The organism is Sphingomonas sediminicola, assembly GCF_014489515.1.
Classification (GTDB): domain Bacteria; phylum Pseudomonadota; class Alphaproteobacteria; order Sphingomonadales; family Sphingomonadaceae; genus Sphingomicrobium; species Sphingomicrobium sediminicola.
The window spans coordinates 1,166,330-1,181,281 of record NZ_CP060782.1 but is presented as its reverse complement, the minus strand read 5'-3'; the positions used below and the strand labels follow the sequence as shown (position 1 = coordinate 1,181,281).

At 61.7% G+C, this 14,952-nt stretch carries 13 protein-coding genes and 2 pseudogenes; 10 read left to right on the top strand and 5 right to left on the bottom strand.

The features are described from left to right. Window positions 1-30 precede the first annotated feature (30 nt). The 4 genes from H9L14_RS06355 to H9L14_RS06340 all read left to right on the top strand — a co-directional run bounded on the left by H9L14_RS06355 (window position 31) and on the right by H9L14_RS06340 (window position 4,589). The gene (locus tag H9L14_RS06355) at window positions 31-1,635 is read left to right on the top strand and encodes a long-chain fatty acid--CoA ligase (protein WP_187709650.1); all 1,605 of its coding nucleotides are present in this window, start codon (window positions 31-33) and stop codon (window positions 1,633-1,635) included. A gap of 72 nt (window positions 1,636-1,707) precedes the next feature. Beyond that, window positions 1,708-3,387: an energy-dependent translational throttle protein EttA gene (gene ettA / locus H9L14_RS06350; protein ID WP_187709649.1), complete on the top strand. Its 1,680-nt coding sequence runs from the start codon at window positions 1,708-1,710 to the stop codon at window positions 3,385-3,387. Window positions 3,388-3,435: 48 nt separating this feature from the next. Next, window positions 3,436-4,305, top strand: coding sequence for a DMT family transporter (locus H9L14_RS06345; protein ID WP_281389446.1), 870 nt, complete (start codon window positions 3,436-3,438; stop codon window positions 4,303-4,305). Beyond that, window positions 4,302-4,589 carry a DUF1905 domain-containing protein gene (locus H9L14_RS06340; protein ID WP_187709648.1) on the top strand — a complete coding sequence of 96 codons (288 nt, stop codon included), beginning with the start codon at window positions 4,302-4,304 and terminating at the stop codon, window positions 4,587-4,589. Before H9L14_RS06345 ends, H9L14_RS06340 begins: the two co-directional genes overlap by 4 nt. Here H9L14_RS06340 and H9L14_RS06335 read toward each other — a convergent pair. Both H9L14_RS06335 and H9L14_RS06330 read right to left on the bottom strand, forming a co-directional pair. Next, the gene (locus H9L14_RS06335) at window positions 4,586-5,146 is read right to left on the bottom strand and encodes a PAS domain-containing protein (RefSeq protein ID WP_187709647.1); all 561 of its coding nucleotides are present in this window, start codon (window positions 5,144-5,146) and stop codon (window positions 4,586-4,588) included. The genes H9L14_RS06340 and H9L14_RS06335 overlap by 4 nt on opposite strands. Window positions 5,147-5,274: 128 nt before the next feature. Continuing rightward, the gene (locus H9L14_RS06330) at window positions 5,275-6,003 is read right to left on the bottom strand and encodes an NYN domain-containing protein (RefSeq protein WP_187709646.1); all 729 of its coding nucleotides are present in this window, start codon (window positions 6,001-6,003) and stop codon (window positions 5,275-5,277) included. 110 nt (window positions 6,004-6,113) lie between these two features. Here H9L14_RS06330 and H9L14_RS06325 point away from each other — a divergent pair, with 110 nt between their 5' ends. Continuing rightward, entirely contained in the window at window positions 6,114-6,455 is a 342-nt protein-coding gene (locus H9L14_RS06325; RefSeq protein WP_187709645.1) for a hypothetical protein, read from the top strand. Between the two features lie 9 nt (window positions 6,456-6,464). Here the strand turns inward: H9L14_RS06325 and H9L14_RS06320 are convergent, their stop codons facing one another. Beyond that, window positions 6,465-7,100, bottom strand: coding sequence for a carbonic anhydrase (locus H9L14_RS06320; RefSeq protein WP_187709644.1), 636 nt, complete (start codon window positions 7,098-7,100; stop codon window positions 6,465-6,467). A gap of 65 nt (window positions 7,101-7,165) precedes the next feature. Between H9L14_RS06320 and lipA the strand changes: the two genes are divergently transcribed. Beyond that, window positions 7,166-8,083 carry a lipoyl synthase gene (gene lipA, locus H9L14_RS06315; protein WP_187709643.1) on the top strand — a complete coding sequence of 306 codons (918 nt, stop codon included), beginning with the start codon at window positions 7,166-7,168 and terminating at the stop codon, window positions 8,081-8,083. After that, window positions 8,083-8,544, top strand: coding sequence for a type II toxin-antitoxin system RatA family toxin (locus H9L14_RS06310; RefSeq protein WP_187709642.1), 462 nt, complete (start codon window positions 8,083-8,085; stop codon window positions 8,542-8,544). Before lipA ends, H9L14_RS06310 begins: the two co-directional genes overlap by 1 nt. On the opposite strand, the gene H9L14_RS06305 is transcribed toward H9L14_RS06310, so the two are convergent. Both H9L14_RS06305 and H9L14_RS06300 read right to left on the bottom strand, forming a co-directional pair. Beyond that, complete coding sequence (locus H9L14_RS06305; RefSeq protein WP_187709641.1) at window positions 8,505-9,008, bottom strand: CinA family protein; 504 nt, start codon at window positions 9,006-9,008, stop codon at window positions 8,505-8,507. The two genes, H9L14_RS06310 and H9L14_RS06305, sit on opposite strands and share 40 nt — an antisense overlap. Beyond that, the gene (locus H9L14_RS06300; protein WP_187709640.1) at window positions 9,001-10,146 is read right to left on the bottom strand and encodes a bifunctional 2-C-methyl-D-erythritol 4-phosphate cytidylyltransferase/2-C-methyl-D-erythritol 2,4-cyclodiphosphate synthase; all 1,146 of its coding nucleotides are present in this window, start codon (window positions 10,144-10,146) and stop codon (window positions 9,001-9,003) included. Before H9L14_RS06300 ends, H9L14_RS06305 begins: the two co-directional genes overlap by 8 nt. Window positions 10,147-10,212: 66 nt before the next feature. Between H9L14_RS06300 and dusB the strand changes: the two are divergent. The 3 genes and pseudogenes from dusB (at window position 10,213) to ntrX (ending at window position 14,938) form a co-directional block, all read left to right on the top strand. Beyond that, a pseudogene (dusB, locus tag H9L14_RS06295) lies at window positions 10,213-11,210 on the top strand (tRNA dihydrouridine synthase DusB). 271 nt (window positions 11,211-11,481) lie between these two features. Then, complete coding sequence (locus tag H9L14_RS06290; RefSeq protein ID WP_187709639.1) at window positions 11,482-13,548, top strand: sensor histidine kinase NtrY-like; 2,067 nt, start codon at window positions 11,482-11,484, stop codon at window positions 13,546-13,548. A gap of 11 nt (window positions 13,549-13,559) precedes the next feature. Continuing rightward, window positions 13,560-14,938, top strand: a pseudogene (gene ntrX / locus H9L14_RS06285) (nitrogen assimilation response regulator NtrX). Window positions 14,939-14,952 lie beyond the last annotated feature (14 nt).

The following is a 14,952-nucleotide window of genomic DNA, read 5'->3' as shown; positions in this document are numbered from 1 at the left end:
GTTGGGGAGAGAACGGTGCGGCTTGGGGCGATGCAAGACTGGTCGCTGCGCGTCACGCGGCTGATCGATCATGCCGAACGCGAGCATGGCGACGGGGAGGTTGTGACCGCTTGGGCCGATGGACGGCTGACACGAACGAACTGGCGCAACGTCGCTCGCGACGCGCGGAAAATGGCGCAGGCCCTTGAGCGGCTAGGGATCAACCGAGGTGATCGCGTCGCCACTCTCGCGATGAACCATGAGCACCACTTGATTGCCTGGTACGGCACGACCGGCATGGGTGGGGTGCTTCACACGATCAATCCGCGGCTGTTCGACGACCAGCTGGACTATATCGCGAACCACGCCGAGGACCGCGTCCTGTTTTACGACCGGGTCTTCACGCCGATCGTCGAGCGGATGAAGCCGAAGTGGAAAACGATCGAGCATTACATCTGCTTTGACCCGGAACCAGGCCAGCCGGGTTTCCGTGAATGGATCGATTCCGAAGACGGCAATTACACCTGGATTGATGGCGACGAGCGCGAACCGATCGGCCTTTGCTACACGAGCGGCACCACGGGGAATCCCAAGGGCGTGCTCTACGAGCATCGCTCGACGATGCTTCACACGCTGTCCCAGCTGAGCCCCGACATCATGGGCATTTCGAAGCAGGCGATCGTGCTTCCAATCGTCCCCATGTTCCATGCCAATGCCTGGGGCGTGCCTTGGGCTGCGCCGGCCGCAGGTGCGAAGCTCGTCCTGTCGGCCGACTATCGTCCGGAAAAGATGTGCCAGCTCTTCCGCGATGAAAGGGTCACCCATTCAGCCGGCGTCCCGACCGTCTGGCTGACGATGATCGAACACGTCGAGCGCACAGGAGACACGTTCCCCGATCTTCAGCAGGTCACGATCGGCGGATCCGCTGCTCCAAGAGCGATGATCCGCTGGCTTCGCGAGCGCGGCGTTAGGGTTGGCCATGCCTGGGGAATGACCGAGACGTCGCCGATCGGAACTTGCGGAGCGCCTCCGCAAGGATTCGATGAGATGAGCGACGACGAACAGGTCGAATATATCGCGCGGCAGGGACGAGTGCCTTTCGGCGTCGAGCTTCGTATCGTCGACGACGAGGGCAATGTTCAGCCGCGCGACGGCAAGTCGTCGGGCCGGCTTCAATGCCGCGGACCGTGGGTCATCAAGCGCTACTTCAAAGCCGAGCAGGACGCGACCGACGAAGAGCAATGGTTCGATACCGGCGACGTAGCCGTCCTTCATCCCGACGGTACGATGCAGATCACCGACCGGTCGAAGGACGTGATCAAGTCGGGAGGCGAATGGATCAGCTCGATCGAGCTTGAGAATGCGGCGGTTGGTTGCGGCGGGGTCACAGAGGCGGCTGCTATCGGAATTCCGCACCCGAAATGGGACGAACGGCCGCTCCTATGCGTCGTCCGTGCCAAGGGAAGCAGCATCACCGAGGGTGAGATCCGCGATCATATGAAAAAGCATGTGGCATCGTGGTGGATGCCGGATGCCATCGAGTTCGTGGATGAGCTTCCGCATACGGCGACAGGCAAGCTTTCAAAGCTCCAGCTCCGGCAGCAGTTCAAGGACTATCGCTTCCGGAATGCCGAGGAGATGGTCGGGCGCGACTGACGGGGTGGAAATCCCGCCGTTCATCGCCTAACTCGCGGTCAAATCCCGAACTCGAAGGAAGCTTGCGACCCAATGGCCGCCCAATACGCATTTGTCATGAAGGACATGACCAAGTCCTTCCCCGGCGCCCAGAAGCCGGTGCTGAACCACATAAATCTGCAATTCTATCACGGCGCCAAGATCGGCATCGTCGGGCCCAACGGCGCCGGCAAGTCGACGCTGATGAAAATCATGGCCGGCATCGACAAGGACTTCCAAGGCGAGGCCTGGCCGGGCGAGAACGTCACGGTCGGCTATCTGCCGCAGGAGCCGCAGCTCGATCCGAACAAGAACGTGCTCGAGAACGTCAGGGACGGCGCCCGCGACGTCGCCGATATGGTCGAGCGCTTCAATGCAATTTCGGCCGAAATGGGCGATCCGAAGGACGACACCGACTTCGATGCGCTGATGGAGGAAATGGGCGAACTTCAGGGCAAGATCGACGCGGTCGACGGCTGGACGCTCGACAACCAGCTCGAAGTTGCGATGGAAGCGCTGCGCTGCCCGCCGTCCGACTGGTCGGTCGAAAACCTCTCAGGCGGTGAGAAGCGCCGTATCGCTCTGACAAGGCTCCTGATCCAGAAACCGTCGATCCTGCTGCTCGACGAGCCAACCAACCACCTGGACGCAGAAAGCGTTCAGTGGCTCGAGGCGCACCTCAAGGAATATGCGGGCGCGGTCCTGATGATCACCCACGATCGCTACTTCCTCGACAATGTGGTGAGCTGGATCCTCGAAATCGATCGCGGGAAGTATTTCCCGTACGAGGGTAATTATTCGACCTACCTGGAGAAGAAGGCCAAGCGCCTTGAGCAGGAAGAGCGTGAGGAAACCGGCCGCCAGACGGCAATCCGGCACGAGCTCGAGTGGATCCGCCAGGGCGCCAAGGCCCGCCAGACGAAATCCAAGGCTCGTATCGCCAAGTTCGACCAGCTCGTGGCTGCGCAGGAAAAGCACGTCCCGGGCAAGGCCGAGATCCTCATCCAGGTGCCCGAGCGTCTCGGTGGCAAGGTCATCGAGGTGAAGAACGTCAGCAAGGCGTATGGCGACAAGCTGTTGTTCGAGAATTTGTCGTTCACCTTGCCGCCGGGCGGAATCGTTGGAGTCATCGGTCCGAACGGCGCCGGAAAGTCGACCCTGTTCAAGCTGATCACTGGCCAAGAAAAACCGGACTCAGGTGAGATCGATATCGGGCCCACGGTGCACCTCGGCTACGTCGATCAGAGCCGGGACCACCTCGATAATTCGAAGAACGTCTGGGAGGAGATCTCGGACGGTCTCGACTACATGAAGGTCAACGGCCACGATCAGTCCACTCGCGCCTACGTCGGGGCCTTCAACTTCAAGGGCCAGGACCAGCAGAAGAACGTCGGCAAGCTGTCCGGCGGTGAACGCAACCGCGTCAACATCGCCAAGATGCTGAAGCGCGGTGGCAACGTCCTGCTGCTCGACGAGCCGACCAACGATCTCGACGTCGAGACTCTGGGTGCGCTCGAAGAAGCGATCGAGAACTTCGCCGGCTGCGCCGTGGTCATCAGCCACGACCGCTTCTTCCTCGATCGTCTCGCCACACACATTCTGGCGTTTGAGGGCGACAGCCACGTCGAGTGGTTTGAGGGCAACTTCGAGGCGTACGAAGAGGACAAAGTCCGGCGCCTGGGTGAGGAAGCTACCCGCCCGCACCGGATGAGCTACCGCAAGCTGACCCGGTAATCCGATGCCTGGGGGACCGCGCATGACCACGATCATGTCGTTAGCGGTATCCTCTGCAGGGTCGGGTCGGGGGTGAGCTTCTCGACCATGGGCGCCTTGCTCAAGCTGGCGTCCATGGAAGGGCTCAACGCGCCGGAGCTCGTCTTTTATCGCTCGCTCTTCAGCTTGCCGGTCGTCCTGTTCTGGGTGCTGAAACGCGAGAGCCTGACATCGTTGAAGCCGAACCGGCCCTTGGCCCATGTCTGGCGAAGTTGCCTCGGGCTGCTCTCGATGGGTCTGACCTTCCAGGCCTTGATCCTGCTCCCGCTCGCTGACGCCACGGCGATCAACTTCACCGCGCCGATCTTTGCCACCATCCTTTCGTTTCTCATCCTGAGAGAGGATGTCGGCCTGCATCGCTGGGGCGCCGTGGTGCTTGGCTTCATCGGAGTGCTGATCGTCGCGCGCCCGGGCGGTTCGAGCCTGCCAATCCTCGGCATCGCGATCGCGCTGGTCGGCGCAGTTGGGCAGGCCGGTGTCACGACCACCCTGCGGCATCTTCAGCGAAGCGAGAATGTTGCGGCGATCGTGTTTTGGTTCGCGATTGCGGGGATAGTCGTGGGCGGGCTTCTCATGCCTTTCTTCGGGCGGCTGCACGGATTGACCGCCTTGGCCCTGGTGGTTGCGGGCGGTCTTGCCGGAGGTGTCGGCCAGCTGCTCATGACGTCATCGCTGCGCGCTCCCGTGTCCGTCGTATCGCCATTCGATTATCTCCAGATCGTCGCGGCCACGATCTACGGCTGGCTGCTGTTCTCCGACGTGCCGAGCCTTCACACGATCCTAGGGGCAGCCCTCATCGCCGGCAGCGGCATTTACACCGCGCTTCGCGAGCATCGCCGGCGATTGAGGGAGGGCCCGACCGCGGTGCCGGCAGTATGATCAAGCTCACCGCGACCCTTTGGATCTGGAGCGGTGAGAGCGCGACCTGGCATTTCATGACCGTGCCGGAGGCAATGGCCGGCGAAATCCGTGCCGAGAGCTTCGCTCGGCGGGGCGGGTTCGGATCAGTCCGTGTCGAAGCGACGGTTGGTGACGTGACGTGGCGCACGTCCGTTTTTCCGCAGAAGAGCGGAGGCTACATCCTGCCCGTGAAAGCGGACGTCCGTCGCCGCGCCGGAATTGCCGCTGGAGACGAAGTCGAGCTGGTCCTCGAGATTCTCTAGCTGTGCTGGAGAGATTGGGCAGACCGGTCATAGCCCGCGGCCATTGAGCGCAGGATCTCACGCGCGGACAGATCTTCGGTCGAGTTGGCGAGCCGCCTACAACGAGCGGCCTGCTCCTTGAGCGTTTCGGCCTGCTCTTCGCTGATATCGATCAGCATATTGATTGCACCCTGGAGATCACCTGCTTTGTCGAATAGAGGTGTGGGGTATGGGCGGAAGGCCACCCGGCTTCCGTTCGGGCGCAGGGCAATCGCGATCTCGGACCTTACCGACCGTCTTTCCCTGATTGCCGTCGCCATGGGGCACTCATCGTGGGGTAGGGATTCGCCTTCCTGCGTGAAAAGTCGCCAGGTTACGCACCATCGATCTTCCCCGAGTTGAGGTTCGCGGCCCGCGAAATCGACGCACGCCTGGTTCCAGTAGGTGACCCAGCCGTCCGCATCTGTGGTGTAGATTGGAATCCGGATCTTATCGAGCTCAGCGCGGTATCCGTCGCCGTCTTCTACAGCGGCAAGCGCGCTGTTGAGCAAAGCCTCTGGTTGGCTCGTTTCCAGCATTCAAAATCCCGGTCTAGCCCACGTCCCTCTTCGGCGAGGGACAACCTTCGCTCGGAAATTATGTTCCTAAGTTGCTTGTGGGAAACGCAGCTTTCGGAATCCTGTGTCAGTCAGGCAACAGTCCGAATCTAGCGGAGCCTCTTCACTAATAAGCTGCCGTCGGTAGCAGTTCGCACGTCGAAATTCGGGACCGAACGAATGAGGTCCGACAAGCGCGTGAACCCGTAGTTGCGCGCCGCGAAGCTCGAGACCGCGGTTGCTCGCTGTCCGAGCTCCGACAGGGAGGCATAGCCGTCGTCGTCGCGCTTCGAAGCTTTGTAGGCTTGTCCAAGCAGATCAATGAGTTCGTCGTCGACCACGCCAGCTGAATCATCCGCTGACTTTCCGGCGGCCTCAACGTCATGCGGCAAGTGCAACGCCGCGACATCGAAGAAGCGGGTGCAGGCCTGGCGGAAGCCCAATGGCGTTTTCGCTGTGCCGAAGCCGTAGACCGGAAGGCCTTCCTCGCGAATACGCTGGGCCAACGGCAGAAAATCGCTGTCGCTGGACATGATCCCAAATCCGTCGACATGGCCGCGATAGAGGAGATCCATCGCATCGATGGTCATGCGCATGTCGGTTGCGCTCTTACCCTTGGCAACGTCGAACTGCTGCATCGGGACGATTGAATGGATGCCGGTGAGATTGCCCCAGCCCTTGAGGCTGGTCTTTGCCCAATTTCCGTAGGCCCGGCGCACGTTTATCGCACCTAGCTCGCCGAGGACGAGCAAGACCTCGTCCAGGTGCTCCGGGCTCGCATTGTCAGCGTCAATGAGCAAAGCGATGTTGTCTTCGCGCTCTTCGAGCCTGTCATTCATGTTCGGAATCCATTCATGTTACCGTACCGTAATAGATCGATGCGGGAACGAAACGCCTGTTCGAGCACTGAACCCGCATTGGGAGAGTAACGGGCTTGGAGGATCAGTCGATGAAGAAGTTTGCAATAACTGCCGCCCTTGCCGCGAGTTTCGCTGTGAGTGCGTGCGCTACCAATCCGTACGGATACAATGACCCGTACTACAACGGCCAGAGCAACGATCAGGCTCGCCGTGCCGCAACCGGCGCCGCAGCCGGCGCGGTTGCCGGCGGCGTCCTGGGCGCTGTCGTTCCGGGCGTGAGCACGGTCGAAGGTGCTGTCGCTGGCGCTGTCCTCGGCGGTGTTCTCGGCGCTGTCGTCAATGGCCGTCAGTATTACCGCGATACCCGCGGCTACTGCTACTACGTCGACCAGTACGGTCGTCCGGTCTACGACTACAACACTCGCTGCTAGGCGAACGTGTCAGGCGGGGCGGAAAACACCTTCCGCCTCGTCAAGCACGTAAAGTTTTCCATCGTTGATGGAGAAGTGACAGCCGTGAAGCGCGAGCTTCGCGGCTGTTTCGCGTTCCGCGATCCATGGGAACGTACGAAGGTTGGCGAGGGACACCTGAACCGCCCTCAGCTCCATCTCTAGAAACGCCTTAGGGTCGAGATGAGAGTGCTCGGCCGTCACGGCATCCCGGGCCCCATCCAGCATCCTCACCCAATTGGCGATGAATCGGCCAGCGCCGTGTTCGGCCTCGTCGAACTGGCCGGTCAAAGCCGCGGCACAACCTCCGCATGAACCGTGGCCCATGACGACGATCTCTTCCACTTCCAGCTGGGTCACCGCAAATTCCAACGCCGCCGAAACGCCGTGGTGGCCGGGCGTCGTCTCATATGGTGGGGCGAGAGCGGCGATGTTGCGCACCACAAACATTTCGCCGGGCCGTGCGTCGAAAATGATCGCAGGCTCGACGCGACTGTCGGAACAGGCGATGACCATCACCTTCGGGCTCTGACCGTCGGCTAATTCGTTCCAGCGTTCCCGTTCGTCTTGCCATTCGTTCGTGCGGAAGCGTCGATATCCGTCGACCATGTCGGTGAAGCGCGTCATACGTGCCCGCTAGCGTCACGAGGGCAGGGGTGGCAAGCGGCTCAGCCAGTCGCTATCTGGCCCGCATGACCGAGCCCGCACAGGTAATTCGTCAACGCAAGCCGGACTGGATCCGGGTAAAGGCGCCGACCAGCCCAGGGTATCATTCGACGCGCCGATTGATGCGCGACCTTGGACTAGCGACGGTTTGTGAAGAAGCCGCTTGCCCGAACATCGGCGAATGCTGGACCAAGAAACACGCGACCGTGATGATCCTTGGCGACACTTGCACGCGAGCCTGCGCCTTCTGCAACGTGAAGACGGGGATGCCGCGCGCGGTCGATCCGCTTGAGCCTGAGCATGTGGCGATCGCGGCCGCCGAGCTTGGTTTGGAGCATATTGTCGTGACCTCGGTCGACCGCGACGATTTGCCGGACGGCGGCGCGTCGCAGTTCGTGAAGGTGATCGAAGCTCTTCGCAAACAGACGCCGAACACGACCATCGAGATCCTGACGCCCGACTTCCGGAACAAGAGCGAAGCCGCGGTCGATGCGATCGTCGAAGCCGGTCCGGACGTTTACAATCACAATCTGGAGACGGTACCGAGGCTCTATCCGACGATCCGCCCGGGTGCTCGATATTATGCGTCGCTGCGGCTCTTGGAGAGCGTCAAACGGAAGGCGCCGCATATCTTCACCAAATCGGGCGTGATGGTCGGCCTAGGCGAGCAACGCCTTGAGGTGCACCAGGTCATGGACGATATGCGCTCCGCCGGCGTCGATTTTCTGACCATGGGCCAATACCTGCAGCCTACTCCGAGGCATGCGAAAGTGGAGGAATTCGTCCCTCCTCAGGCTTTCGACGCCTATGCGGCGATCGCTCGTGCAAAGGGTTTCCTGCTCGTCGCAGCATCGCCGCTGACGCGGTCGAGCTATCACGCCGGCGACGACTTCAAGAAGATGCAGGCGAACCGTAACGCGCAACTGGAGCGGGCGAACGGCTGATGCCGCGTCACAGCGAGACGAAGCATCTTCCATACTCACCCGAGCAGTTGTTCGAACTCGTTGCGGACGTTGCCCGGTATGACGAATTTCTGCCCTGGGTCGTCGCTGTTCGCGTGCGCTCATCGAGCCCAAGGGAAACAGTCGCCGACCTCGTCGTGGGCTTCAATGCCTTCAAGGAGCGCTTCACCAGCCGCGTGGTTAAGGAGCGGCCCGGCCGAATTTGCGTCGATTATGTCGAAGGCCCGCTCAAGTATCTTCACAACGAGTGGAAATTCGAGCCTGCGGACGACGGCGGCACGAACCTCTGCTTTTCGGTGGATTTCGCCTTTCGGTCACGCATCTTCGAAGCGCTTGCGGGTCAGATGTTCGACAGGGCTCTTCGGCGGATGACGCGTGCCTTCGAGGAGCGCGCTGCCGTCCTTTACGGCATCAACAATTCGAGCGCGCAAAGCGCAGCCTGAAATCGGACGCCGGCCCGGTTTGGCTCGTCGAAGAACTTCTGGTCCGCGACGATCTGAGACGGGTCCTTTCCGCGCTCCGCCTTGGCGAAGACGACAGTGCCTACCGGCTTGCTCGGCGAGCCGCCGCCGGGGCCGGCAACGCCAGTGATAGCAACCGCAGTATCCGCCTCCGAGGCTTGGAGCGCACCTCGAGCCATTGCCCAGGCGGTCGCAATGCTGACAGCGCCGAACGTCTCGACGACTTCCTGGCTGACGTGAAGGTCGGCGATTTTGGCGGCGTTCGAATAGGTGACGTAGCCAGCCTCGAATACGTCTGATGAACCCGCGATCTCGGTGATGGCGGCGCTCACCAAACCGCCCGTGCAGCTTTCTGCCACGGCAATGCGCTTCCCGGCGGCGCGATTGGCGTCGACCACCTGCTGCGCTTTTTCGACAAGTTCTTTGGGGAGCAGGGCGTCAGGCATTGCGCATCATCCGTATGCTGGCAACGGCCTGTGCCGCAATGCCTTCGCGGCGGCCAGTGAAGCCCATGCCCTCGGTCGTCGTCGCCTTGATGCTCACCTGATTCTCACCAAGCTCCAGGATCTCCGCGACCCTCGTTCTGATCGCAGAACGATGTGGGCCGACTTTCGGCTCCTCGGCGATGATCGTAACGTCAACATGATCGATGATGCCACCGCGCTCGCGGATCATGCCAGCAGCGTGCTTAAGGAACAGGTCCGACGATGCGCCTTTCCATTGGGGGTCGGAGGGCGGAAAGTGCTGGCCAATGTCTCCAAGCCCTGCGCAGCCGAAAAGGGCGTCGGTGATCGCGTGCAAGGCGACGTCGGCATCACTATGCCCGGCGAGGCCGCGTCCGTGCGGGATGGCGATTCCGCCGAGCATGATTGGTCCTTCACCTTCGAAGGCGTGGACGTCGAAACCCAGGCCGGTCCTTGAAACGAAACGCGATGACAGGATCGCTTCGGCACGGGACCAATCCGCCGGTGTGGTCAGCTTCTCAAGCATTGGATCGCCTTCCACCGTCGCCACCTTCAATCCAGCCGCCAGCATCACCGTAGATTCATCGGTTGCGGAATTACGACCCGCTTCCTCATAGGCGTAGATCAAGTCTTCCACATGAAATGCCTGCGGGGTCTGCACGCGAAAGAGTTGTTTGCGATCGACTGGCTCATCGAGGACGCCACCGGAGCCCTTCCCGAGCGTGTCGGCCACTGCAACAACCGGAACCGCCCCGTCGCAGCCTTCCAGGGCGCCAAGCAGGCGGTCGATGACGTCAGTTGGACAAAAGGGCCGAGCCGCATCGTGGACGAGCACCGTACCTTCGGCGATCGCCATGAGGCCGTTGAGAACGCTGTCCGACCGTTCCACGCCACCCTCAATTAGTTCGCCAACCGGCAGGCCGCTAAGCGCCGCCTCGGCAAGATCGCGCTGGCCTGCTCCGATCACCACGCGAACCTGGTTGATCAAAGGGTGGCGAACCATCGCCTCGACTGCCCAGCGCAGCACAGGCTTTCCGCCGATCGGACGGAACTGTTTCGGCACGTCTCCGCCAAGGCGCTCGCCCTTGCCGGCGGCCACGATGAGAGCGGTAACGGTCATGCGGCGGGCGCCTTACGGCGGCTTGCCTTGTCCGCCAAGGGCCGTTCCCCTAAATGCGCCGAACTCATGACCGAGCTGAAGCCCATATCGATCGGCCCCGTCCAGATCGCGTCGCCAGTGATTCTGGCGCCGATGACTGGCGTCACCGACCTCCCGTTCCGGAAGGTCGTGAAGCGCTATGGCGCCGGTCTGACCGTCAGCGAGATGATCGCCAGCCAGGCGATGATCCGTGAGACGCGTCAGTCGCTGCAAAAGGCTCTGTGGGACCCCGCGGAGGAGCCGGTATCGGTCCAGCTCGCGGGGTGCGAGCCTGACGTCATGGCTGAGGCCGCGAGGCTGAACGAGCAGCGCGGTGCCGCGATCATCGACATCAATATGGGCTGTCCGGTCAGGAAGGTCGTAAACGGCGATGCCGGCTCGGCCTTGATGCGCGACCTGCCGCTCGCTGCTGCGCTCATAGAAGCTACGGTGAAGGCCGTGCAGGTGCCTGTCACGCTGAAGATGCGCATGGGTTGGGATCATTCGAGCCTTAACGCGCCCGAGCTCGCCCGCATCGCCGAGGACCTGGGCATCAAATTGATCACCGTCCACGGACGCACGCGTTGCCAGCTGTACAAGGGCACCGCCGACTGGGCGTTCATCCGCAGCGTGAAGGATGCCGTTTCGCTCCCGGTCATCGTCAACGGCGACATTTGCTCGATCGAAGATGCGCGAGAGGCGCTTCGTCAGTCGGGTGCCGACGGTGTCATGATCGGCCGAGGCGCCTACGGAAAGCCGTGGCTGCTGGGCCAGGCGATGGCCGAGCTGGGCGGAGGAGGGGCAAGCCCGATCCGGAGCTGGATGAGCAACTTTCGACCATGCTCGAGCAGTACGAAGACATGCTCTCGCTCTACGGCACGCACACGGGAGTGAACCTCGCCCGCAAGCATATCGGCTGGTATACCAAGGGGCTTCCGGGGTCGGCCGAGCTTCGAAACAAGATCAACCAGCAGGACGACCCGCGGGTAGTCATTGAAATGCTTCGGGAATTCTATTCGCCCTGGTTGTCCCGGGCCGCAGCCTGAAAAAGCGGCAAATAGGCTTCAGTAGCTGTGTTTTTTGTGCAACTGCCGTGCTAGGCCGCCCCGTGGACGCGCCTGCATCCGAATCGAATCTGACCAGGTCTGACTTCGCCGCTTGGCTCGCTCGCAATCGAGCGAACGGCCGAGTGACCCGTTACGCGACCTGGGGTGTTGCGGCCGTCCTGGTCGTGACGGTGGCGTTCAGTGTCTGGGCTTTGACGCGTAGCTCGGTGCCGGGGTCGCTGCTTTCACCGCCCTGATAGCGCTCCTGCTGGTGGCAAACCTCATCCCCGCTATCGCCCTGATGGTCCTTTACTCTCGCCGGGTCGCTCGGCGTCGCGCGAAGAGGGAGGGGCTGGGAAGCGGAAAGCTTCATGCCCGGCTGGTGACCCTATTCTCAGTGCTCGCCGCCGTTCCGACCGTATTTGTGGCGATTTTCGCTTCACTGCTTTTTCAAAGTGGCTTGGAGTTTTGGTTCTCGGATCGGGCTCGGTCGATGCTCGAGAACACGGTCCAGGTCGCACATGCCACTTATCGATATGAACTGGGCCGAGTGGGCGCTGAGGCGACTGCGATGTCCGGAAACGTCGGCGATATTCTGGAACAGATCACCCTCGACGACCCTCGTTTTCAGCAAGCGTTGGCTCAGCAAGTCTATCTCCGTTCGCTGAACCAGGCGGCGCTTCTTGAAATCAGGCAAAACGGGCAGGTTCAGTCGCTGGCTGTCGTAAATGGCTACGACGGGATGATCGACGAGAAGCGGATCAATAGCGCCGTCCGGAAACTCAAGGGCACGCCGCCAGACACGGTGGTCGATGCAGACACTCCCGACCGAATTTCTGTGCTCACGCGCCTATCATACGGGCCTAACAGCTATCTCTATGTCGCACGCGACGTTGACCCGGAGATCGCGCTTCAGGTCGGTCGAGCGAATGAAGTGCTTGATGATTATCAGGCCCTTCTCGCTCGTTCTCGAACGAACCAGCTTCGTTTCAACGGCGCTCTGCTGGTCGTCGCCTTGGTCATCGTGGGACTGGCGATATCTGCGGCCCTGAAGCTCGCGGACCGGCTCGTTCGACCGGTGGGTCAGTTGGTCACTGCTGCAGGGCGCATTGAAGAGGGCGATTTCTCAACGCGCGTCCCGGTCGCGAAGACTGAGGACGAGATCCAGACGCTGGCCAGCGCTTTCAACCGCATGTCCGGGCGCTTGGAAGAGCAGACGGGCGCCTTGATGTCCGCGAACGCTCAGCTCGACGCTCGGCGGGCGTTTACCGAGGCCGTGCTTTCCAGCGTGACCGCCGGTGTCGTCGCCCTGGATGCACACAATCGAATTCTGCTGATCAATCGTTCGGCCGAGAGCCTGTTGCAACATGAGCAGGAGGGGCTGGAAGGCGTTCCGCTGGCCGATGTTTCGCCGGAGTTGGGCGAGTTCATGGCGGGTGAGCAGCGTGAGGCCGATGTGCTTGTGGAGTCCAAGTCCGGCGAGCGCACGCTGGCGGTAAAGCGTGTGCGTTATCAGCAGGGTGCGGTCATTACCTTCGACGATATCACAGATCAGCTTTCGGACCAGCGCCGCGCCGCCTGGTCGGATATCGCCCGCCGCATCGCGCACGAGATCAAGAACCCGCTGACCCCGATCCAGCTTGCCGCCGAGCGCCTGCAACGGCGCTTCGGCAAGGAGATCGCCTCGGACAGCGAGACGTTCGAGCGGCTGACCGGAACGATTGTAAGGCAGGTCGGCGATCTTCGGCGGATGGTCGACGAATTCTCGAACTTCGCACGAATGCCGAAGCCGGTGTTCCGGCGCGAAAATGTGCATGAAATCGCGCGTCAGTCGCTGTTCCTGCACGAAGTCGCCCATCCGGGAATCAGTTTCGCGCTCCAGCCGCCGCAGGGCGACTTCGAGATGGTTTGTGATCGCCGACAGCTGGGCCAGGCGCTTAGCAATGTCGTGAAGAATGCGGTCGAAGCGATCGAGGCTCGGCGGAGCAGGGGCGAACACAACCTTGCCGGCGATCGCGTCGATTTGAAGCTGCATAAGGTCGGCGGGCAGCTGATTTTCGACCTCACAGATACGGGAGTGGGGCTACCTGAAGAGCGCGAGCGACTGACTGAGCCGTACATGACCACCCGAGTGCGCGGGACCGGCCTGGGCCTCGCGATCGTCAAGAAGATTGTCGAGGAGCATCACGGCGAGATTGCCTTCCTTGATCGACCGGGCGGTGGCACGCACGTGCGAATTGCTTTCGATGCGGAGCAGCTTGCTACGCTTGAATCGGAAGCACCAGCGGACTCTTCCGCGGAAAACTCACCTGTAGGGGTCAACAGGGGACAGCGATAATGGAGTAATTGATGGCGCTTGAAGTGCTCGTAGTCGACGATGAGGCCGATATCCGGGACCTGGTAAGCGGGGTGCTGGAAGACGAGGGCTATTCGGTGCGCTCTGCCGCCGACAGTTCCGCCGCGCTCGACGCAATCGAAGAGCGCAGGCCTTCGCTCGTGCTTCTCGACGTCTGGCTTCAGGGTTCTCGCATGGACGGTCTGCAGATTCTTCAGGAGGTAAAGCGCCGCGACCCGAATCTGCCCGTGTTGATGATCTCCGGCCATGGCAATCTGGACACGGCCGTCGCCGCCATTCGTGAAGGAGCGATCGACTTCATCGAGAAGCCCTTCGAGGCCGAGCGGCTCGTCCATCTGGTTGCGCGAGCTACGGAAACCGACCGGTTACGGCGCGAAAACGAAAATCTCCGCCAGCAGGTGGGGCAGGACGACCAGCTTCATGGCACTTCAGTCGCAATCAACAATGTCAGGGCAACGCTGAAGCGCGTTGCCCCGACTGGAAGCCGCGTCCTCATCACCGGCCCCGCAGGCGTGGGGAAGGAGATTGCGGCGCGGATGATCCATCAGTGGAGCCCGCGCGCGAAGGCGCCTTTTATCGTGGTGTCTTCAGCGATGATGAGCCCGGACAGGGTCGAGGAGGAGCTTTTCGGCAGCGAGGTGGACGGTGTCGCGCGGCCTGGCCTTCTCGAGCAGGCTCATGGCGGGACCCTGTTCCTCGACGAGATCGCCGATATGCCGCTCACCACGCAGGGCAAGATCCTGCGGGTGCTGACGGATCAGAGTTACCACCGGATCGGAGGCCAGCGGCCGATCAAGGTCGACGTCCGGGTTCTCTCGGCGACCTCGCGAAACCTGGCCGACGAGATCACCGATGGCCGCTTCCGCGAGGATCTGTATTACCGGCTCAATGTCGTTCCCGTTCGCATTCCCCCGCTGCGCGAACGCCGTGAAGACATTCCCGAGCTTGCGAACCACTTCCTGACCCGCTTCGCCGCGGAGCGTCGCATTACCCCGCCAAGCTTTTCCGAAGAGGCCATCGCGGCGCTGCAAGCCCACGACTGGCCGGGCAACGTCCGCCAGCTTCGTAACATCATCGAGCGGACAGTGATCCTGGCGCCTGGCGACGTTTCGTGCATCGACGTCGATCTCCTGCCGTCGGAGGTGCTCGACAACCAGGGGCGGCGGGTCTTTCGAGCGCGACGCTCACGATCATGGGCAGCCCGCTTCGCGAAGCGCGTGAGTCTTTCGAACGCGAATATCTTAAGATCCAAATCCGCCGCTTCTCCGGCAACATCTCCCGCACCGCATCGTTCATCGGAATGGAGCGATCGGCGCTTCACAGAAAACTCAAGGCGCTGGGCATTGCAGACAAGCGCGACGGAGAGGATTGAGCTCGGGCGATCGC